We start from the raw sequence: 21,486 nt of genomic DNA on the forward strand, positions 1-21,486 counted from the left end.
TCACTTTATTTGAAATAAGTAATGTAAATAAAAGTAGAAAAAATCAATTGAAATTGATTCTCATTATTAATATAATGAGAATGAGAATCATTTATTGTTAGAGGGGGATGCCAAAGTGGCAAAAATTTTAATAGCTTATGCAAGTATGTCAGGAAATACAGAGAGTATTGCTGATTTAATTAAAGTTAGTTTAGATGCTTTTGATCATGAAGTAGTATTGCAAGAAATGGAAGGCATGGATGCTGAAGAATTATTAGCTTATGATGGAATCATTTTAGGATCTTATACGTGGGGCGATGGTGAATTACCATTTGAAGCGGAAGATTTTCATGAGGACTTAGAAAATATAGATTTAGCTGGGAAAAAGGTAGCGGTATTCGGATCAGGTGATACGGCGTATGAACTATTTTGTGAAGCGGTAACGATATTTGAAGAACGTCTTGTAGAACGCGGTGCAGAGCTTGTACAAGAAGGGCTGAAAATTGAATTAGCTCCAGAAGATGAAGAGGATGTTGAAAAATGCAGTAATTTTGCAATTGCATTTGCTGAGAAGTTCTAAGAATGGGAGTGTCAACGTGGAGACAATGTTAAGTGCAACTGCTATTGCAAAGTTAAGAGATGGAAAACTGTTGTTAGCTACTACATATAATGGCTTATTTATTGAACAAGACGGAGAATGGAAACGAATTTTAAATGGTTTTCAAAAACGAATTAGGGATTTACATAGCGAAGATAATGTAGTTTATGGTGTAGGTGACGAAGGGATTTTTATTCGTAGTATGAATGGTGGAGAGAACTGGACAATTCAGCGTTTTCCAACAAAAGCAACGAGTTGGAATGTATGTAGCAATGTACAAGGAACTGTCATTGCTCATGGAGAAAAAACGCTGTATCTTTCTAATAATTTCGGTTCGACATGGGAGACTATTCATCCGTTTCTTGAGTATGGCAGTGCGGCACCGTCTATTCGATCGTTATTTTTATATAAGCATTACTTATTTATTGGTACGAAAATACATGCTAAATATGGTGGTGTTTGGCTCTTTGATTTGAAGACACGTAAATTAAAGAGGATTAAAATTGCGATGAATCAAATGATCTCCGCGTTGACTTTACACAATTCTTATTTAGTAGCGGCAAGTGGATCGTGCAAGGGAGTTAGCGGGAATATTTCTTATTGTAAAATAGATGAAAGTATTGCGAGTGAAAAAATATATTGGCATACATGTCAAAGTGAGCAGAAAGCAAGTAGTTATTTAGACTTAAGTGTAGATCAACATGTTTTATATACAACTTCAACACAAAATAAGGCGGGTATTAGTAGTGTGTGCCGTGTGCTTCTTGACGAAGGTATTGTTACAGTATGTGATTCAGTTAAAGGGCACGGATGGCGCATTGTTAATCAAAAAGATGGTTATGTAGTAGCCGGATCAGGCGAATTAAAAGCAATGCAGTGGGAACAAAAAATAATTTAAGAAAAAAACTTTACTTTTATTATATTGATATGATATAGTGTATTTAAACCATTTTACTTTTAATAATATAGAGATTTAAATGAGCTGTAACTTCCGAGGAGGATAGCAATGTTAAATCTCCTCAGGGGTTGCAGTTTTTTAATATCTGGCTTATTATTGTAAGGTGGTTGAAAATGAATATGTACATATAGGTACATTGTAGGAGGATTTTTTTCATGCAAAACGGTAAAGTAAAATGGTTTAACTCAGAAAAAGGTTTCGGTTTCATCGAAGTTGAAGGCGGAGAAGACGTATTCGTTCATTTCTCAGCTATCCAAGGCGAAGGCTTCAAAACTTTAGAAGAAGGTCAAGAAGTTACTTTCGAAGTAGAACAAGGTAACCGTGGACCTCAAGCTACTAACGTAAACAAGAAGTAATTTTTGAAAAAAGAAGGGCTCGCCCTTCTTTTTTTTGCATTTTTATAGATGTCCTCCTACTTACATATCATAACGAGACTGAATTTTCATTTATTTATTCGGAGTATTTTTGTATAAAGTACATGAATAAATAAATACTGAAAATAGAGTGTTTGTGTGAAAAGGAATTTAGAAAGAGGTAAATAAATTGAAAAACGCTACACATTTCATTGTGTTTGATATTGAGAGGAATTTCAGACCGTATAAATCAGAAGATCCGTCAGAAATAGTTGATATCGGAGCTGTAAAAATAAAAATAGGTACAATGAAGATAATTGAAGAGTTTTCGGAGTTAGTAAAACCAAGTGCACGATTAACTCGTCATACGACAAAATTGACTGGAATTACAAAGGAAGATTTAATTGGTGTAGAAAAATTCCCTCAAATTGTAGAGAAATTTATTCAGTTCATCGGCGAAGATTGTATATTTGTTTCATGGGGAAAAGAAGATTATCGCTTTCTATCTCATGATTGTGCATTACATGGTGTTGAATGCCCAAGTATAGAAAAAGAAAATAGAATTGATTTGCAAAAATTTGTTTTCCAAGCGTATGAAGAATTATTTGAACATACGCCAAGTTTACAATTTGCAGTAGAACAGCTCGGTTTAACATGGGAAGGGAAACAGCACCGAGCTCTAGCAGATGCTGAGAATACAGCAAATATACTTCTTAAAGTATATAGCGAGAGAGATATTCATAAACGGTACAAAAGACATGGCGAACTGGAACTTGTAAAGGACGGGAAACTAACGGAAAAAGCGAAAAAAAAGATGCGAAAATGGGTGTTTAAAGAACTAAAGAAAAATACAGAACGCTCTTTTGAATGGAGTACATTTGAAAGTAGTGACACGTGGGAAAGTATTACGGAAAGATATTATATAAGTGAAAATACAGTAGAACTGCTGAAAAAACATTTTCGTACGGCAGTGCGAAAAGCAGAACGGCAGATTAGGTATTTGGCTGAGATGGAGGAGAATGTAGAGGTTAAATGACATTCTCCTTTATTTCTAGCTACATAAATTTAACATCATTATATTGATGGATGAATAAAGTATTCATATTAAATAGGAATTGATTTGTTGTGATTGGGCCATTATAATTGCTTTGAAAATTAAGGGGCGGTAAGAATTTTTAAATACATTCATAAAATTAGAGCCCATAGAAATGAAAGAGGATACAGTTAAATGGAAGCAATCTTCAACATTGTAACAGTTGTAGTTTTGGGGATAATATTTACCACGCTATCAGCAGTAATTATACTTCCTTTCATAGCAAAGAAGAAGAATTGGAAAAAGCTTAATATATCTTTAAAGCGTGGTGTATTAAAGATTAAAATCGAAGAGTAAAATATGAGTTTTATACAAGGGAGGTGTGATAGTGATAGACTTGGATATTAAAGACGTCACCGTACAGATGGAATTAAACGGTGTCTTTTGGAATGAGGATGGGGTTGCTGAAATGACGGTGACTACAAAAGCTGAGCATTCTCTTCTTCTTCGTTTAGTAGTTGACTTAAAAAGTAAAACTATTAGGGCGACAAGTGCCGACATAGTAAATGGATTCTGCCCTCTGTGCAAACAGAAAAAGGACAAATGTAGTGAACTTAATGACTTGCAAAACAAAATGGAAATTTTAGAAGAAGCCTACGATTGGGTGAGAGAGCATCCGGAATATCGTTTTCAATTATCTTTTTACGAGTATAATAAATTTGAGGTAGTGAAGTGAAGTTTTCATTTTACCAACATACATAGTGACTACTCTAATGGAAATACGCTTGCACAACAAGGAAGGAATTTACTTGATTCTGCGACAATTGATATCTTGAATCAATAATAATTTTTAAAAATAAGCATATTTTTGTTATAAATCAGGAAAAACGATTCTATTAAGAATCGTTTTTTAATATAAACATCAACTAAGCTCAAAATAAAAGAGCGCTTATTAAAAGCGCCCAATAAAAACAGATATATGGAAGGATTTATTCAATCCCGTTCGGATCATACGAATACTGTTGCTTATTCTCAATCCGCTCAATCACATCTTGCAGCTCATCTGGCTTCAGAAACTCAATAGGAGAGAAGCCCTTTTCAAATGTAAGTGTGTCTGCTTCAATCATAAGTACATATCGGTCATTTACCTTCGCAATATGTATTTGATCCCCGAAATCAGCAAGTAACGCCTTCACAGAGATATGGTCTGCTTTTAGCTTTAATTCCACTTCAGGAGCATGCTCAACGATTTGAGCGGTAGCTTCCATTACTTCTTCGGTTGAAAATTGTTCCATAATTTCGCGTTTCGGACTGGCAGCCCATACTTCCATCGCTTGGTCGAATTGTTCGCGTTCTTCTGTACCTTCTTCAAATACATCTTCAATTTGGTCGTATACCATGTCCATTACTTGTGTTTTCATAATTTCAGGCATAGAGCGTTCATATTCGACGAATTTTAAGAAGTCTTCAAAGTAGCGGGCGTGTGATGCTTGGTGAATTTTTAATTCGCCCACTTCGACCATACCTTCTTCAGGCATGTACGGATATTGGATAGATTTCATATTCTTTGTTGTGATGGCCATTTCAACGTTACGAATCAGTGTTGATTCATCAGAAATAGAAGCCACCTTTGGTTCGAAGTCGCATTTCATTACAAATACGAATGGATCATCAAAGTATTTGCGTAGTTTTGCCTGAGCAATTAAAAATACACCACCGCGTACAGCGCTTGTGTCAAGATATGTATAAACGAGAGGTTCGCTCATATCTTTAAAGTTTTCCTTTGTTTCTGCAAAGCGAATACGATTAAAAAGGTTGTAATGAGGGTTTGAATCAAGTTCGTGCCCTTCTTCTACAATAAAGCGACCAATTTTTGTTGGGGCTTGTTCGGTTTTTGCATGACGTTCTACTTTTCGCTTCGATATTTTTAATAACTCACCATTCAAAAATTCTTTTAAGGAGCTATCTTCATACTCTTCAGCGTCTAAAGTTTGAAAATGTTTGTAGCGTTTATCAACTGCTTCACCTTTTCCTTCTACTTGTACAACATAAAAGGAAAGATAATTTATTTCAAAATCCATATTTATCACCTTGTTTCATTTCATTAACTCTTATCAGTATAGAGATGGAAAAAACTTTCGTCAATTTATATAAAGGAAGGGGGAGCCCCTTCCTTTATATAATTTTTATCCCGCTATTTGCCGGGCGGGCTGCCCGTAAAAGCCCGATTGGTGAAGGCTGATTAAAGTTTCACTTTATTTTCTCGATTAAAATCCGTCTTCTAATGCTGCGAATGGAATGTTTAGTCTGTTTTCTACTGTGCGTAAACGTTGGTTTAAGCGGTTTAGTCTACGTGTATGGCGCTCAACTGTATTTTCTAGTTGACGTACTCTTTGTTCAAGCTCATTTACGCGTCTTTCTAATTGACGATTTCCAGTGCCAGGAAAAGAGATTGGAAGTTGGAATTGTCTATTTTGGTCATATGGATTCGTTTGCTCTGCGTGATCTATATAAGATTGGTATTGTGCTTGTAAGTCATACTGTGGTTGTTGGTACGCATATTGATTATATGGATCATATGGATTGTAGGGATACATAATAACATCCTCCATTTCTTTAAAATAGGTTGAATTCACCATAATGTATGTGCAAAAGCGGAGCGGTGGCACGGCAAATACCTATTTATGTTGAGGGATTTTTCTTTATAAAAAATAGCTTGAGGGTTTTTGATTTGTATTTCTTTTGCTTAATGGTATATACTGGATAAAAGGGAGAGTTTACATAAAAGTTACAATTCTATCAAACTCAAACTTTTATGTAAATATGTATAGACATTTGTAAAAGAAAAGAGTAATTTATATAGAGTGAAAAATAACTTGTAACATTTTATAAACATATTGTAAAATGATTGTAACAAAACATACATAAAAATGAAATAAATACATAATAGTGATGTTGGGGAAAGGGAGAGAGTATATTGTTCCGTAAAGTAAAGGGTATATTAGTTGGGGTGTTATGTGTAGCTGTAGTGAGTGGCTGTGGTACAAAAGTAAGTGATGTTGCATTGGTAAGTGATATTGGTGGGCACACTGTAGAGGCTAAAGCAGAAGTGCAGGATACTATTAGTTTAGTTGATGGTCGAACTGGTACTGAAGTGAAAAAATTAGATTTATCTGGTTTAGGCTATTTTGAAGATGAAGCGAAATTTAAAAAGTCTGTAACAAAGGTTGTTGGTGAGGTTGGAAAAAGCGTCGACAAAAAAATGGTTCCTTCACGTATAGCACCTGATGGAAGTTGGCAAGAAGGAAAACCTTCTTATGAATTAATGGAAAAAGAATTAGTAGATAAATTGTTAAATGTGGGTATGTGGGATGCTACGTATCAGTTGCCGATCGTGGAGAAAAAACCAGTCGCAACATTAAGTGATGCGCAAGGAAATGGTACGGTAATTGGTAGATATGAAACGAACTTAGGCGGTTCAACAGGTGGCCGTATTGAGAATATTCGTTTGTCAGCAGCGAGCATAAATGGAGTTGTGTTAGCAAAAGGAGACCGTTTCTCTTTTAATTCATTAATCGGTGATACAACACCAGACAAAGGATATCAATTAGGGAAAGAAATAGTTGATGGTAAATTAGTAGATGGATACGGTGGTGGTGTTTGCCAAACATCTTCAACTTTATACAATGCAGCAGATCAAGCTGGCCTGAAAATGGTGGAGAGAACTACACATTCTAAAACGGTAGGTTATGTTCCTCAAGGAAGAGATGCTACAATTGCATATCCATATTTAGATTTAGTATTTGAAAATACGAATGATGCACCTGTGAAGCTTTATATGGGCATTCAGGGTGGAAAGCTAGTTGCTGAAGTACATAAAATGAGATAAGCGTTAAAAAGCCCCCTTTTCTGAAAGTTAGAAAAGGAGGCTTTTTTTATTATGAAAATAAAAATGTATGTAAATTCTGACTTTTCTTATTTACATAGGATGATTTTAGTTGTATCCTTCATAGTAACGGTTATATGTAATGGTAAAATATAGGGATAAGGAGATGAAGTTATTCATGGTACGAATTCATCCGAAAACACGTATTGGTCATGTTGAATTTAAAGTGAAAGATTTAGAGCGTCAAATTGCTTTTTATAAGAATGTTGTAGGATTAGAGGTAATTAAGCAAGAGGGGAATAAAGCATATTTAGCAGGAAAAGGTAGTAAGAATACATTACTTGTTCTTGAAAAGATAGAGGACGGGGTACTGCAAGAACCGCGTACGACTGGTATATATCATGTAGCCTTTTTAGTTCCGACTCGTGAAGCTTTTGCTTCTGCGCTATTTGGAGTTCTTCGTAATAAGAATGTAATTGACAGCCCAGCTGAACAAGAAGGGCGTTATACATATTCAAATGAAATTTTACCAATCTCAAGGTTTAACAGTGCAAGTGATCATACATATAGCGAAGCGTTTTATTTGCAAGATCTAGAGGGGAATGGTATTGAAATTTATGCAGACCGTCCGCGTGATCAATGGGGAGAAGGACCAGGAGGAAGTACGCCACTAGATTTAAAAGAGCTGGCAACACTCGTTGATTATGAGGCTGATGGATTACCTGCTAATACTGTCGTTGGGCACGTACATTTACGAATAGCTGATGTAGAAAAATCACACGAGTTTTATGTAGAGACAGTAGGGTTTGAAGTGCAACAACGTGAAGATGACTGCTTATTCATTTCTGCAGGAGGATATCATCACCATATCGGTGCAAATACGTGGAACGGAGTAAATAATCCACACCCACCAGTACATGCAACTGGACTAAAGGTATATACAATTGTACTACCGCATAAAGAAGCGTTAGATGCAGTGAAAGAAAGATTAATAGAAAAACAACATGAAATAAATGAAACTACAAATGGGTTTACGGTAGTAGATCCAAGTGGTATTACAGTGCAGTTTGAAATAGAAGCAGTGTAAAATAAGCGAGAAAGTGTATAATCACTTTCTCGCTTATTTGTGATCATTCATAGCTCAATCCAATATCTTCTTACTACATTCCCATCTTCCTCAGTGAAATCATCATCACGAAGCCCGCCGTTATGTAAAATCGTTTTTTCAGAAGCGGTATTCACTGCGTCGCAAACGACAAGTACTTTCGTGATGTCTAATTCCTTCGTTTTTTCTAATGATAATGCTAGTAATTTCGTAGCATAACCTTTTCTTCTTTCAGAAGGGCGAATGCCATAACCGATATGACCGCCAGCGTTAAATAGATGTTCAGTTAAACTATGACGTATATTAACAGCTCCGACAATTCTATTATTATTTGTAACGAGCCAATATGTAGAATCTGGTACCCAAGTTTCAGGGATATTTATTCCGTTATGCGCATCGAGAAGTTCTTGAACCATAGCTGGGAAGTTAGCAGGATTTTTTGAGATAACCCACGGGATCATTGTTTCACCGCTATCTTTCCATTCGTTATAGAAATCTAAGTATTCTTCTTGTAAATCAGTAGTAGGTGTAAGTAACGAGACGTTCATTGTTAGTAAGCTCCTTTGTTTATGTAGTATTTATAAAAAATTATGACACAAAATGAAAGCGTTTTCTTAAGTTTCTCAACCTAATTTCATGTAATTCACCTTTGATTTTTTAGAAAATTAGTGAAGATTTAAAATTAGAAGTTATTTATTTTATGTTAATATTTTAAATATTAACATAAAACGGTCGGAGTATTAAGTGTATTTTATTGGTATTCCTTCATGTTGATAAATGGATGTTTGTGATAATTTTTGTTTTATCTATCTATAATGAATGAAAGGGGGAAGTGCCCGTGAGTGTAGATTTTGATTTTATTATACGAATCGGTGTTGCTGGCTTGTTAGGAGCAATGATTGGTATTGAAAGAGAAATTCGATCGAAAGAAGCTGGATTAAAGACTCATTTTCTCGTAGCGGTAGGAAGTGCGTTAATAATGGTTGTTTCGAAATATGCCTTTTCAGATATTGTGTATGAAGAGCATACGTCTCTAGACCCAAGTCGGATTGCAGCACAAGTCGTTAGTGGAGTTGGTTTTTTAGGTGCAGGCACAATTATTATTCAAAAGCAGGCGGTGAAAGGATTAACGACCGCGGCTGGTTTATGGGCTACTGCCGGCATAGGATTAGCAATTGGAGCGGGAATGTATGTAGTAGGGATTGGAGCGACGATTCTCGTTTTAATTGGTTTAGAAATTGTGAGTCGTATTTTTAAGGTGCAATTTTTATTTCCACAAAATATAACGGTGCAAATGTGTATAAATAAACATGAAGCGGTACAACAAATAGTAGAAACGCTACAAGTGAAAGGCATTCCAATAGTTTCATATGAGGTGGAGGCTTCACAGCAAGGTACAGAAACTGTTTATAAGGTAGGGATGCAACTGAAAAATATATCGTCAGAAGAAAAGAATGAGTTTATTCAGTATATGCAAACATTACCGGAAGTTACGTTTATAAAGTTAAAATCATAGTGTTGAAAACGAGGATAGATGTAGCAGGAATTTTGCTATTATCTATCTTTTTTTGATATAAAACGCACATAAAGTCAAGTGCTAATTTTGCGCAGCAAGGATACATATGTGAACGTTCCCTTATTTTTTCTCAATACAGGACAAAAAGTAAAAATAGTAAAATAATGGAGCGGGACACTAAAAATGTAAGGTAGGGGAGAGTATGAAAGGCTATTCAAAAAAAATGTTAGTAGGGGTAAGTTTTGCTAGTTTAATGTTAGGGAGTTTTCAAGGGGTAAGTTTGGCAGAAGATACTAAGGGAGAGCAAGTTTCTTATCGAAATGTACTCAAAATGGAGCCAGTCGGTGTACAACTACCAGTACAAGAATTAGCTCATTCATCGAAATTGCTCGAAAGCAAGTCTTTTGAGCAAAGGATACAATTTGCTGATTTATCACAAAGACCGCCTGAGGTAAAAAAGGAAAGTAAGCAATTAGCTGTAGCGAAAACTTATACAATTGCTGAATTAAATCAATTAAGCAATCAGCAGTTAGTAGATTTACTTATAACCATTGATTGGGAGCAAATTACGGGGCTATTTCAGTTTAATACAGACAGTCTAGCATTCTATCAAAATGATAGTAGAATGCAGGCGATTATTGATAAATTGAAGCAGCAAGGACAAGCCTATACGAAGGATGATTCAAAAGGGATTGAGACATTAGTAGAGGTATTACGTTCAGGGTTTTATTTAGGATTTTATAATTCGGAACTTAGTAAATTAAATGAACGGAGTTATCATGATAAATGCTTACCTGCATTAAAAGCGATAGCTAACAATTCAAATTTCAAGCTGGGTACATTAGAGCAAAATAGAGTGGTATCATCATACGGAAAGTTAATAGGAAACGCTTCGAGTGATGTGGAAACGATAACATCGGCTGCAAAGATTTTTAAACAATATAATGATAATTTCTCTACATTAGTAGATAATCTTTCAGCTGGAAATGCTATTTACGATATTATGCAAGGTGTTGATTACGACATTCAATCGTATTTGTACGATACGAGGAAAGCACCGAAAGATACAGTATGGTATCAGAAAATAGATAGTTATATTAATGAACTAAGTCGTTCTGCATTAATGGGAACGATTACCGCAAAAAACGGTTGGCTTATTAATAATGGCATTTATTATACAGGTAGGCTCGGTTCGTTCCATAGTACAGGAACGAAAGGATTACAAGTTGTAACAGATGCGATGAAAATTTATCCGTATTTAGGGGAGCAATATTTCGTAGCTGCTGAGCAAATCGCGACGAATTATGACGGAAAAGATGCAAATGGTAAAGTGGTGAATTTAGATCAAATAAGAGAAGATGGAAAGAAAAAATATTTGCCAAAAACGTATACGTTTGATGATGGGGCAATTGTTTTAAAAGCTGGAGATAAAGTGACAGAAGAAAAAGTAAAACGTTTATATTGGGCGGCAAAAGAAGTGAAGGCACAATTCCATCGTACGGTTGAAAGTGATCAACCTTTAGAAAAAGGAAATCCTGATGATGTATTAACGATGGTTATTTATAATAGCCCAGCAGAATATCAGTTTAATCGTCAATTGTACGGATATGAAACGAATAACGGTGGTCTTTATATAGAAGGAACAGGTACGTTCTTTACTTATGAGCGTACGCCAGAAGAAAGTATTTATAGTTTAGAAGAATTATTCCGACATGAGTTCACGCATTATTTACAAGGTAGATATGAAGTACCAGGGTTATGGGGTCAAGGGAAAATATATGAAAATGAAAGATTATCTTGGTTTGAAGAAGGGAATGCTGAATTTTTTGCAGGGGCAACGAGAACGGATAATGTTGTACCGAGAAAGAGTATTATAGGAGGATTATCTTCAAACCCAGCAGAGCGTTATACGGCAGAGCGAACGTTAAATGCAAAGTATGGAACATGGGATTTCTATAATTATTCCTTTGCTTTACAATCGTATATGTACAATAAGAGATATGATATGTTTGATAAAATACATGATCTTATTAGGAAAAATGATGTAACAGCATATGATGCATATCGCTCTACATTAAGTAAAGATGCGAATTTAAATAAAGAATATCAAGATTATATGCAAATGCTAGTTGATAATCGTGAGAAATATAACGTACCATTAGTATCAGACGATTATTTAGCAAATCATGCACCGAAACCAGTTTCAGATATTGCGGCAGAAATAACGGCGGAAGCAAAATTGAAAAATGTATCAGTGAAGAAAAATAAATCACAGTTCTTTAATACATTCACACTACAAGGAACATATACAGGAACTGCAGCAAAAGGAGAATATGAAGATTGGAAAATAATTACACGAAACGTTAATGATACGTTAAAACGTTTAAGCGCAAAAGAATGGACAGGCTATAAAACGGTAACAGCATACTTCGTAAATTATCGCGTGAATGCATCAGGACAATTTGAATATGATGTTGTGTTCCACGGTATTAATACAGAAGAAGGTGCAGAGAATAAAGCGCCAGTTGCGGTTATAAACGGTCCGTATAGTGGAAATGTGAATGAAGCAATTTCATTTAAAAGCGACGCATCAAAAGATGAAGACGGGAAAATTACTTCATATAAATGGGAGTTTGGAGACGGTACTGTAAGTAATGAGCAAAATCCAACTCACGTATATACAAAAGAAGGAGCGTATACAGCGAAATTAACAGTAACAGACGATAAAGGAGCAACTAATACTGCTACAGCGACTGTAACTGTTCAAAAGAAAGAAGATAACAGTTTAGAAAAAGAACCGAATAACTCATTCCAAACAGCAAACAAACTGCAGTTAAATCAAGTTTTACGTGCTAGTTTAGGAAATGGAGATACAAGTGATTTCTTTGAAATTAATGTGGAGACTGCTAAAAATCTTCAAATTAACGTAACGAATGAAAATAATATCGGAATGAACTGGGTACTTTATTCTGAAGCAGATTTAAATAATTATGTTACGTATGCTCAGCAACAAGGGAATAAACTAGTAGGTAGTTACTACACGTATCCAGGGAAGTATTATTTACATGTGTATCAGTATGGTGGTGGAACAGGGAATTATACGGTGGAAGTGAAGTAGTAAAAGGGGAGTTGTCTTTTTCAATGAACGGCACAAGGTCTGTACTTTAATGAAAAAACAACTGTAGGAAATGTCCCTAACGATAATAACAAATTAAGTGTCGAGAGATGCTATATTTACATTAAACAAATCTAATTAGTAAAAGAGATAAACTATTATTTCATCCAGATGTAAGAAAAGTTATAAATATTAAGTGCGTTTACTGTAATTAAACTAAAGGATCAGAGTGTATCTGTAACAATAGATAAGCTCTGACCCTTATTATTTTATAAATTTAAGATAATTAATAAGTAAGCTAGCTAGCGGGATTCTTAAAATTCATTTATATAATTAACTAAACAGAAAATTTTTATCACATTAGCAAGGGATACTAATAGAAAAGCGTGTCCCTTTACCTAATTCACTCTCTATCTCTATATCTCCGTTTAATTCTCTAATAATACTATAAGCAATCATAGTACCAAGCCCAGTTCCTTTTTCTGTTGTTGAATAGAATGGCAAAGCAATTCGTTTTATTTGTTGAGATGACATCCCAATTCCTGAATCAATAATATCAATTATGATATTTCCTTTTACTTTTTGTATATTTATTTGTAATAATCCACCATTTTTCATAGCCTCAATTCCGTTTTGGATGATGTTGTTTAGACAGAGTTTGAATTTTTCGGGGTCCCCATTTATATAAAAGGAATCTGTACTATTTTGTTTGATTTCAACTTTGTATGATAGAGCGAGTGGTGAAATAGTATCTTTCACCTGATTTAAAATGTGATTAATATCTATTTTCTCTTTTAGGGTGTTCTGTGGTTTGGTTAAAGATAAATAGTTATTAATAGTAGATTGTATTTGCTGCATTTCAATTAACATGATTTCTAAGTATTGATCCTGAGATAGCTTAGAGGCATGTTTTTCATTTAATAATTGAGTGAATCCATGTACCGTGGTTAGTGGATTGTGGATTTCGTGTGCAATTGACGCCGCTAGTTCGCTAGCTATATAAAATTTTTCAGCCCGTTGCAGTTTTTCTTCCATTTTATATTTCTCAATCATTCCCTCTATTAAATAAACTGATAATAATACTGTGAAAATATTAATGACTATATAATTTAATAAAAATTCTATGAGAGTAGAGTCTATTTTCCCTCCTGTATTTATTTGAGTTACAATACCGCAAATAGAAAGTGAAGTTGTACATACTAAAATAAGGAGTAAGCTTAATAATACTTTTTTTCTTTAATATACATAGGTAATAGGTAACGAAAGAGCATTGTTATACCAAAAATAATAGTGAAGATAATAAATGATGGAAGAACGCCATTTCCGCCTAAGTAAAACCGATAAGAAAGATATAAAATTCCTATAAAAATAATGTTTTTTGTATTTCCATATAGAAAAACTAATATAATAGGAATAAAACGTAAATCATAAATAAATCCCACATGTAAATGAAAAGGAAAAGTCATACAAAAAATAATAGCAATGGAGGAAAGGATAGAAAATAACATATTATTACATGTTGTTTTTTCTTTAAACTCTAGCCAAAATACGTGATAGCTAAGGATACAAATTATTATAATAAAGGTATTTAATAAAAGAGTAGAAATTCCCATAGTTTTGCATCTCCGATAGTTTGTAAGTAGAATTATGTATGAGTTGGACATAGATGTTTAGTATTAGTAGACTTTTTATCTAAAAAAGGAAGGGTACTTGAAAAACATGCTGTTATATTACTCGTATTAAAATTGATAAGGAAAATAGAAAAAATCTATTTAAATTTATGTACATATGAAATTATCAACTAACTTTTGTATGGGTAAAATCGGGATTTAGTTACTGATAAAATAAGGTTTTTTAAGTATGAATATTCTGTGAAAATGATATGCGTGGTGACTTCTGTTTTGTAGCCTCCGTTATATTAACATGGAATATATCAAATTACAAAGTGAAATTTTAGAAAAATTTTATTAGTACATTTTATCTGAAATAGAAATGCTATTTATGTGAGTATTTTGGTACTTACTCGTATAAAACTTTGTTAGAAAAAGACTTTAAAATTTACATGTTTTTTATGAAGCGTAATATTGTAGCTTTATCTATGTGGGGTTCTCAATAACTGTTAATACAAAAAGTTAAGATATGTAGTTTTATAGATATGAATTATTACATAAAAACGCACTTGGAAAAGGATGTATGATGGTAATAGAATACAAACATCAAGGGGGAACTTAAAATGAAGTTAAATAAACTAGTGCTTAGTTGTGGAGTAGTTTCAGCATTAACACTTGGTGTGTTAGGGAATAATACTTATGCTGAAGAAGTACACAAAACGAATGATCCAATTCATGTAGTTGAACATGTTTCTGCAGACTTATTATTAACCCAAACAATGGATTATAGTGGCGAGGCTGAAACTTCTTTCGTATATGATGGGAGTACTGACTTAAGCTTCTCTATGAAAAATAATGGTCAAAATACAATGGGATATAGTGTAAAAGGTCCAAATACAGAGCTAATTGTTGGTGGTTATATAAAACCTGGAGAACAACAAATTAATGTTACAAATGTACGGAATGCTTTATCTCCATTACCGAATGGAACATATAAAATTTACGTTTCAAATGATGATGGTTCTAAGGGGCAATTCCAAGTTTCAGTAAGATCTATGAATTAAATTTAAAACGCTTTGTTTTTAAGTTAATTTAATCTTTACTTATTGGAAAGAAGCTAAATTGAATTGAGAATTACCGATAAAAATGAAAACGAGCACCTTATCTAATTGTGAGAGGGTGTTCTTTTTTGCTATTAAACAGAAAACAATTACTTCCAACCACCTATAAATATATTTTGATATTTTCATTGCTAATCTACTAGTTTGTGTCAACGAGAGAATGTCTACTATAAAAGATATTAAAATAAAGATGATGTAACATTCAGCTAAATTATATGGGGAAATAGAAAAACCACTCTTATATGAGTGGTTTTTAGTAATTATTTTTAGGTTATACATTTAAAATTAGGCTAAGTTATAGAAATAATAAACATTTAATCCCGCATTAACTGGCAGTAAGACTCCCACCTCAAAATTCAGCGGAAGCAAAGAAGTTAGGTGGGGGTCGGGCTGCCAGTAAACGCCCGATTGGTTCAACTAATAATCAGTGGGGGATGAACAAAACCCCCACTGATTAAAGTTTCACTTTATCCGTTGTGATTATTTTGGTTCTGGATAATGATTGTAGTAAGAGATTCTAATAAATTCTTGGTAGACATTTGTTAATTTGGCATCTCTAAGAGCATCGTTGAATTTTTGCATACGTACACTACCTTGAGCGTAGCCTCCACCTGGGGCATAAGGGTTTCTAGCTTCAAAGTCATCCAAAAATACTTTTAATTTTTTATAGTCTTGAGATTGATAGAAAGCCACGGCCTCTTCAGGAGTGACATCAAAGTAAGAGGATGATGTTGAGTTATAAGAAGCTGCTTGAGCAGTAGGTGCCTCTAGCATAGTTGCAGCTCCACCGAACATAGTAAGCGCCATAGAAGATACAATAATTTTTTTAAACATAATAAAACCTCCATGTAGAATATTGGACTAATAGCAATCCTGTAATCAGTATAGTTACATTGAAAATGATTATCAAATGCAATGTTGCATAATGTATCCTGCTATTTGTGGGCAGTAAGGCTCAAAGCAGAGAAGTTAGATGGGGATCGGGCTGAATAAAGTTTTACTTTATTCTTTGAATGAAGAGTCACCCTTATATCTCAATGAAGGAGCGTAATAGAGAATTAATAGATTAAAAGAGGTGTATAAATTACTCGGATTAACAAGAAAATGAAAAGGCTATTTTTAATAAGGGGAAGGTTAATAGAAGATTAATAACTGGAGCAAAGGAATTGCTATTTATATATTTAACATACATATTTGTCTTTTAAATTGTAGGCGTGTTTTAGAATTTGTATATAGTAAATTCGTTAAAAAACTTGATAAATAATAAAATGTGTAAATTTTTTGACTATTTCATTAAAATTATTTAATATTTGTAATTTATTGTTTTATAATGATAATCGGGTCGATCGTGAATGTTTTAGATATTGCGATATATACTCGGATTAATTTATTCTAGGGAGGTTACAAAATTGGGTAAGAGAGTCATTATAAGAGTTTTTACATTATTATCAGTACTGGCATTATTCCTTAATGTATTTTTACCTAGGGCTAGTGCAGAGGTTATGACGCACGAGAAATATTCAATGAACTGGAGTTATAGTAATAGTTTAGGAAAGCACATTCGAACTGAAATGATTAAAAATTCAAGTGGTCAAATTGCTTATTGCTTAACTCTTGGACTAAAATCACCAAATGGTGAAGATCTTCCTGAAATGGGGAAAACAGATAATGTAGTATATAGGGTCCTATTAAACGGTTTCCCGCAAAAAAGTGTTCAGCAGTTGGGAGTAGCTAATCAGAATGAGGCACACTACGCAACTCAGCTTGCAGTTTGGAATGCATTAGGTCAACTTGATGTAAATGAACTGAAACATGAGAATAAAAATGTTGAAAAAGCAGCTAAGGCAATTATCAATGCTGCTAACAATAGCGGCGATACACAAGATATTTATATGAATGTTATCCCAGTTGAAAAACAAAAAGCAGAATTAAAAGGTGAGTTCTTCGAAACAAATCTATATACAGTACAAACAAATGCTAAGGGTGGTTCTTATAAAGTAGTAGCAAAAAATGCACCTAATGGAGTAAAAATTGTTAGTGAAAATGGTGAAGTGAAAGATCAACTTTCAGTTGGAGAGAAATTCCGTATCCAAATTCCTAAAAATACTAAAACAGGTGAATTTAATCTAAGTGTTGCTGCAAACTTAACAAAAGTTCAAGCAATTGCTTACCGTGGTACGGATACTGTTCAGAATGCTACAGTACTATTAGAAAGAAATGAAGAAAAGCTTAGTAGTGATCTTGCAGTAAATTGGGAAGCAGCTGGTTCTTTAAAAATTAAAAAGGTTGGAGAAAATGGAGAAGTTTTAGCTGATGCAGTATTTGAGGTCTTTAATGCAAATAATGAATCAGTTGGAAAAAGCACGACTGGTGCTGATGGTATAGCAGAATTAAACAACTTACCAATTGGTACTTACACATTAAAAGAAATTAAAGCACCAACAGGCTATGTTTCAGATGATAAACCACAAACTATTGAAGTTAAGACAGGAGAAACAGGAGCTGTCCAAATAGTAAATAACAAAGTAAAAGGTAACATCGAAATTAAAAAGCTTAGTGATTCAGGAAAGGTTTTACCAAATGTTGAATTCACAGTCTTCACTGAAGATGGTAAAGAAGTGAAAAAAGTAGTAACAAAAGAAAATGGAATTGCAAACGTTGAAGGTCTTACGTATGGTAAATATTATTTCTTAGAGACACAAACACCTAATGGATATATTGGAAATAAAACAAAGTATCCTTTTGAAATTAAAGAGCACAATAAAACACTTACTTTTACAGTGGAAAATACAGAAGTAAAAGGTAGTGTAAAATTACTTAAAGTGGATAATGAAGATGTTAGTAAAAAATTAGAAGGTGCAGAATTCGAGCTAAAAGATGCAAGTGGAAAAGTAATTGGTGAATATAAAACAGATAAAAATGGTGAGATTAACGTCAAAGATTTAGCGTATGGTAAATATTCATTTGTAGAAAAGGCTTCTCCAAATGGTTATGTTCTTGTTAAAGAACCAATTATGTTCGAAATAAAGGAACATGGAAAGATTATTGAGTTATTGGCAGTTAATCATCTTATCAAAGGTGATCTAGAAATTACAAAGGTAGATGTAGCTGATGGAAATAACAAGCTTCCAAATGCAGAATTTACGATTTATAACGAAGCAGGAAAAGAAGTAGTAAAAGGAAAAACAGACGATAAAGGAATCGCTAAATTTGAAAAGTTACCATTTGGAAAATACACATATAAAGAAACTGTTGCACCAAAAGGTTATGTATTAAATGAAGAAACGTTCTCTTTTGAAATTAAAGAGAATGGTCAAATCATTAAACACATTGTCAAAGATGAAAAGATTCCTTCAATAAAAACAACAGCTACTGATAAAACAGATGGTACAAAAGAAATGCACACGTCTAAGTCTGTAACAATCCAAGATAAAGTGGAATACAAAGATCTACAAGTAGGTAAAGAGTACACTGTAAAAGGTAAATTAATGAATAAAGAGACTAATAAACCATTAGTTGTAAATGGTAAAGAAGTAACTGCTGAAACGAAGTTTACACCAACAGAAGCAAATGGTTTTATTACACTAGATTTTACTTTTGATGCAACTGGTTTAGAAGAAAAAGAAGTAGTAGTATTCGAAGAGTTACTGAAAGACGGAAAAGTTGTTACGACACATGCTGATATCAATGATAAAGGTCAAACAGTTAAGTTCGTTAAGCCATCAGTAAAAACGACAGCTACAAACAAAGCTGATGGTGGAAAAGAGATTCATTCAAAGGATTCTATCACTATTCAAGACAAAGTGGAGTATACTAACTTAGTTGTAGGTAAAGAGTACACTGTAAAAGGTAAACTTATGAACAAAGCTATTAACAAACCATTATTAATTGATGGAAAAGAAGTAACAGCTGAAACGAAGTTTACTGCAAAAGAAAAGAACGGTTTTGTAACATTAGACTTTACTTTTGTTGGTGCTGAACAGCAAGGAAGAGAAGTAGTCGTGTTTGAAGACTTATTACATGAAGGTCAAGTAATTGCAACTCATGCTGACATTAATGATGTAGGTCAAACAGTTCGGTTTGTAGAACCTTCTATTAAAACGACAGCTACAAATAAAGCTGATGGTTCTAAAGAGTTAGACGCTTCTAAATCTGTAACAATCCAAGATAAAGTGGAATACAAAGACTTAATCGTGGGTAAAGAGTACGTTGTAAAAGGTAAACTAATGGATAAAGCAACAAACAAGCCATTATTAGTTGATGGTAAAGAGGTAACAGTAGAATCTAAGTTTACTGCTAAAGAGAAGAATGGTTCTATCATACTAGATTTCACATGTAATGCTTCTGCATTACAAGGTAAAGAAGTAGTAGTATTTGAAGAACTGTATCAAGATAATATATTAATAGCTATTCACGCTGAAATTGAAGATAAGGGACAAACAGTGAAATTTAAAGAGGTAAAGCCGGAACAACCTAAACCAGAACAGCCGAATTCGGATGAAAATACTCCAACACCAGAGCAACCTAACGAGCAAGTAAAAGAACAACCACAACCTAAGAAAGAAATCCAATCTAAAATTGGATGGTTACCACAAACAGGTACTAATCTTACAAGTTGGATCTCTATGGCTGCAGGAGCATTACTGTTAATTGTTGGTGGAGTGATTTTCTTAAAACGTAAAAATGCATAGAAATTAAAAATAAGCACATCTGTTTTTATAACAAGATGTGCTTATTTTTATCATTTTAGCCAAGAAAACTCCTATATTTAAGTCTGAATGGCATTTAAAATAGCAACTTTATTTGTAGTAAATAATATATAATTTTGTTTTACTGTTTTAATTAAAATACGGTCTGTTGTCCCATAAGCTGCTCCAATACGTATTACATCTACGTCTTCAACACCAGCATAGGTAGCATCTTCGGTAACCTCAATCACATCACGTAATGGAATTGTAATCTCCGCCAATTGCCATGAAATAATTAACTCTTCATTTGTTTTTTTTACATTAATGCCTAGCATTATACCAAGACCCTTCAACAATAATATGCTACACTTCTAATCTCGTTATATAAATTTTTAGATTTTTTATCTATATGTAGCCATAGAATTTATTTATATTTGTGAGCATCTTAATGATGTCAAACAAATAGAAGGATATACAGTCTTTCTATTAAGAAATATGTTAAGAACAAAAGTTCACTTCAAATTAATATGAATTTGATATGGTTGAGATATTATGAACGAGAAACAGTAAGAGTTGCAGGAAGGAAATGAATAATGAGACTTAAATTAGTAGGGATTTTCAGTTGTGTAATTATGATGTTAGGTATTTTTATAATTTACACCAATCAATCTATTGGTAAAGAACCAGATAAGACGAACTATGAATCTCGTGAAAACTCCATAAATAAAGAGAAAGATAGTAGAGGAAAAGGGCAATCAAAATACAATGAAAGTTCTTTTGCTAGTATACAGGCTGTAGTTAATAAGGAATATGGATTACCCGAAGATTATAAACCAGAGGATTTAGTTGTACCAAATGTACCATTCTCATTTAGTGGAACGGTAGAAAAGAGCCACCTCCGTAAAGAGGCGGCAGAAGCACTGGAAAAGTTATTTGATTTAGCAAAGCAGGAGGGGATTCAGTTAAATGCTGTTTCGGGATTTCGTTCCTATGACTATCAACAACGACTGTATGCGAACAATGTGAAAAGAAAAGGACAAGAGCATACGGATCGCTTCTCGGCAAAACCAGGACATAGCGAACATCAAACAGGGTTAACAATGGATGTTTCTTCTAAAAGTGCGAACAATGAATTAGAGCTATCTTTTGCTAATACGAAGGAAGGAAAATGGCTGAAAGAAAACGCGCATCGTGCAGGGTTTATCATTCGTTATCCTAAGGGGAAGGAAAGTATTACAGGTTATGCATATGAACCTTGGCATATTCGCTATGTAGGAGATATTGCTGAAAATATATATGAACAAAAGCAGACTTTAGAAGAATACATGAATCTATGAAAATAGAATTGAAGAATTAAACGGGCTATCAATAGACGTGAGATTGTAAAAGGCAGGGGATATAAATTAAGGTGTTTTTTAATTTTTTTAGTGAAGAGGGAAGGTATCCCTCTTCTTTTTTCATTCCTTGTAAAATTTGAGGATGTCTTAGGGGAGTGAAAAGATGGATTGTGTAGGTGTATTAATA

18 protein-coding genes and 1 pseudogene are annotated in these 21,486 nt (G+C 33.7%); 13 read left to right on the top strand and 6 right to left on the bottom strand.

Going from position 1 to position 21,486, the window contains the following annotated elements; genetic code table 11:
* Positions 1-115: 115 nt before the first annotated feature.
* From N2V92_RS17290 to N2V92_RS17315, 6 genes are all read left to right on the top strand, one after another.
* Positions 116-559: a flavodoxin gene (locus N2V92_RS17290; RefSeq protein WP_001062758.1), complete on the top strand. Its 444-nt coding sequence runs from the start codon at positions 116-118 to the stop codon at positions 557-559.
* Between the two features lie 16 nt (positions 560-575).
* Complete coding sequence (locus tag N2V92_RS17295; protein ID WP_000449483.1) at positions 576-1,475, top strand: WD40/YVTN/BNR-like repeat-containing protein; 900 nt, start codon at positions 576-578, stop codon at positions 1,473-1,475.
* A 215-nt stretch (positions 1,476-1,690) separates the two neighbouring features.
* A complete protein-coding gene (cspB, locus tag N2V92_RS17300; RefSeq protein ID WP_001179150.1) occupies positions 1,691-1,891 on the top strand; it encodes a cold shock-like protein CspB in 201 nt (66 codons plus the stop codon).
* Between the two features lie 187 nt (positions 1,892-2,078).
* The gene (locus N2V92_RS17305; RefSeq protein ID WP_000786425.1) at positions 2,079-2,924 is read left to right on the top strand and encodes an exonuclease; all 846 of its coding nucleotides are present in this window, start codon (positions 2,079-2,081) and stop codon (positions 2,922-2,924) included.
* 192 nt (positions 2,925-3,116) lie between these two features.
* Positions 3,117-3,278 (top strand): hypothetical protein, encoded by a 162-nt coding sequence (locus tag N2V92_RS17310; RefSeq protein WP_000387294.1) that lies wholly within the window; start codon positions 3,117-3,119, stop codon positions 3,276-3,278.
* A gap of 31 nt (positions 3,279-3,309) precedes the next feature.
* Positions 3,310-3,657 carry a hypothetical protein gene (locus N2V92_RS17315; protein WP_000566111.1) on the top strand — a complete coding sequence of 116 codons (348 nt, stop codon included), beginning with the start codon at positions 3,310-3,312 and terminating at the stop codon, positions 3,655-3,657.
* 253 nt (positions 3,658-3,910) lie between these two features.
* On the opposite strand, the gene N2V92_RS17320 is transcribed toward N2V92_RS17315, so the two are convergent.
* Together N2V92_RS17320 and N2V92_RS17325 are read right to left on the bottom strand one after the other, a co-directional pair.
* Positions 3,911-5,002 (bottom strand): DUF3900 domain-containing protein, encoded by a 1,092-nt coding sequence (locus tag N2V92_RS17320; protein WP_000345047.1) that lies wholly within the window; start codon positions 5,000-5,002, stop codon positions 3,911-3,913.
* Between the two features lie 186 nt (positions 5,003-5,188).
* A complete protein-coding gene (locus N2V92_RS17325; protein WP_000283708.1) occupies positions 5,189-5,518 on the bottom strand; it encodes a hypothetical protein in 330 nt (109 codons plus the stop codon).
* Positions 5,519-5,898: 380 nt separating this feature from the next.
* Between N2V92_RS17325 and N2V92_RS17330 the strand changes: the two genes are divergently transcribed.
* Both N2V92_RS17330 and N2V92_RS17335 read left to right on the top strand, forming a co-directional pair.
* On the top strand, positions 5,899-6,810 hold the full coding sequence (locus N2V92_RS17330; RefSeq protein ID WP_000488994.1) for a VanW family protein: 912 nt from the start codon (positions 5,899-5,901) through the stop codon (positions 6,808-6,810).
* Between the two features lie 175 nt (positions 6,811-6,985).
* A complete protein-coding gene (locus N2V92_RS17335; protein ID WP_000251643.1) occupies positions 6,986-7,894 on the top strand; it encodes a VOC family protein in 909 nt (302 codons plus the stop codon).
* 47 nt (positions 7,895-7,941) lie between these two features.
* Here the strand turns inward: N2V92_RS17335 and N2V92_RS17340 are convergent, their stop codons facing one another.
* Positions 7,942-8,460: a GNAT family N-acetyltransferase gene (locus N2V92_RS17340; RefSeq protein ID WP_001103122.1), complete on the bottom strand. Its 519-nt coding sequence runs from the start codon at positions 8,458-8,460 to the stop codon at positions 7,942-7,944.
* A gap of 290 nt (positions 8,461-8,750) precedes the next feature.
* On the opposite strand from N2V92_RS17340, the gene N2V92_RS17345 reads away from it, so the two are divergent.
* Positions 8,751-9,428 carry an MgtC/SapB family protein gene (locus N2V92_RS17345; protein ID WP_000109726.1) on the top strand — a complete coding sequence of 226 codons (678 nt, stop codon included), beginning with the start codon at positions 8,751-8,753 and terminating at the stop codon, positions 9,426-9,428.
* 202 nt (positions 9,429-9,630) lie between these two features.
* Complete coding sequence (colA, locus tag N2V92_RS17350) at positions 9,631-12,546, top strand: collagenase ColA (RefSeq protein ID WP_044798040.1); 2,916 nt, start codon at positions 9,631-9,633, stop codon at positions 12,544-12,546.
* Positions 12,547-12,903: 357 nt separating this feature from the next.
* Here the strand turns inward: colA and N2V92_RS17355 are convergent.
* Positions 12,904-14,156: pseudogene (locus tag N2V92_RS17355) on the bottom strand (ATP-binding protein).
* 620 nt (positions 14,157-14,776) lie between these two features.
* Here N2V92_RS17355 and N2V92_RS17360 point away from each other — a divergent pair.
* Positions 14,777-15,217 carry a hypothetical protein gene (locus tag N2V92_RS17360; RefSeq protein ID WP_000773517.1) on the top strand — a complete coding sequence of 147 codons (441 nt, stop codon included), beginning with the start codon at positions 14,777-14,779 and terminating at the stop codon, positions 15,215-15,217.
* A gap of 537 nt (positions 15,218-15,754) precedes the next feature.
* Here the strand turns inward: N2V92_RS17360 and N2V92_RS17365 are convergent.
* Positions 15,755-16,108 (bottom strand): hypothetical protein, encoded by a 354-nt coding sequence (locus N2V92_RS17365; protein WP_000473481.1) that lies wholly within the window; start codon positions 16,106-16,108, stop codon positions 15,755-15,757.
* Positions 16,109-16,683: 575 nt separating this feature from the next.
* Between N2V92_RS17365 and N2V92_RS17370 the strand changes: the two genes are divergently transcribed.
* Positions 16,684-19,965 (top strand): VaFE repeat-containing surface-anchored protein, encoded by a 3,282-nt coding sequence (locus tag N2V92_RS17370; protein WP_016077400.1) that lies wholly within the window; start codon positions 16,684-16,686, stop codon positions 19,963-19,965.
* Positions 19,966-20,042: 77 nt separating this feature from the next.
* On the opposite strand, the gene N2V92_RS17375 is transcribed toward N2V92_RS17370, so the two are convergent.
* On the bottom strand, positions 20,043-20,297 hold the full coding sequence (locus tag N2V92_RS17375) for a SunI/YnzG family protein (protein WP_000900690.1): 255 nt from the start codon (positions 20,295-20,297) through the stop codon (positions 20,043-20,045).
* 258 nt (positions 20,298-20,555) lie between these two features.
* On the opposite strand from N2V92_RS17375, the gene N2V92_RS17380 reads away from it, so the two are divergent.
* The gene (locus tag N2V92_RS17380) at positions 20,556-21,299 is read left to right on the top strand and encodes a M15 family metallopeptidase (RefSeq protein ID WP_001237444.1); all 744 of its coding nucleotides are present in this window, start codon (positions 20,556-20,558) and stop codon (positions 21,297-21,299) included.
* Positions 21,300-21,486: the final 187 nt, after the last annotated feature.

Origin of the sequence: Bacillus sp. CH_48 (assembly GCF_038008465.1) — a bacterium.
In the GTDB taxonomy this organism is placed as follows: Bacteria; Bacillota; Bacilli; order Bacillales; family Bacillaceae_G; genus Bacillus_A; species Bacillus_A thuringiensis_S.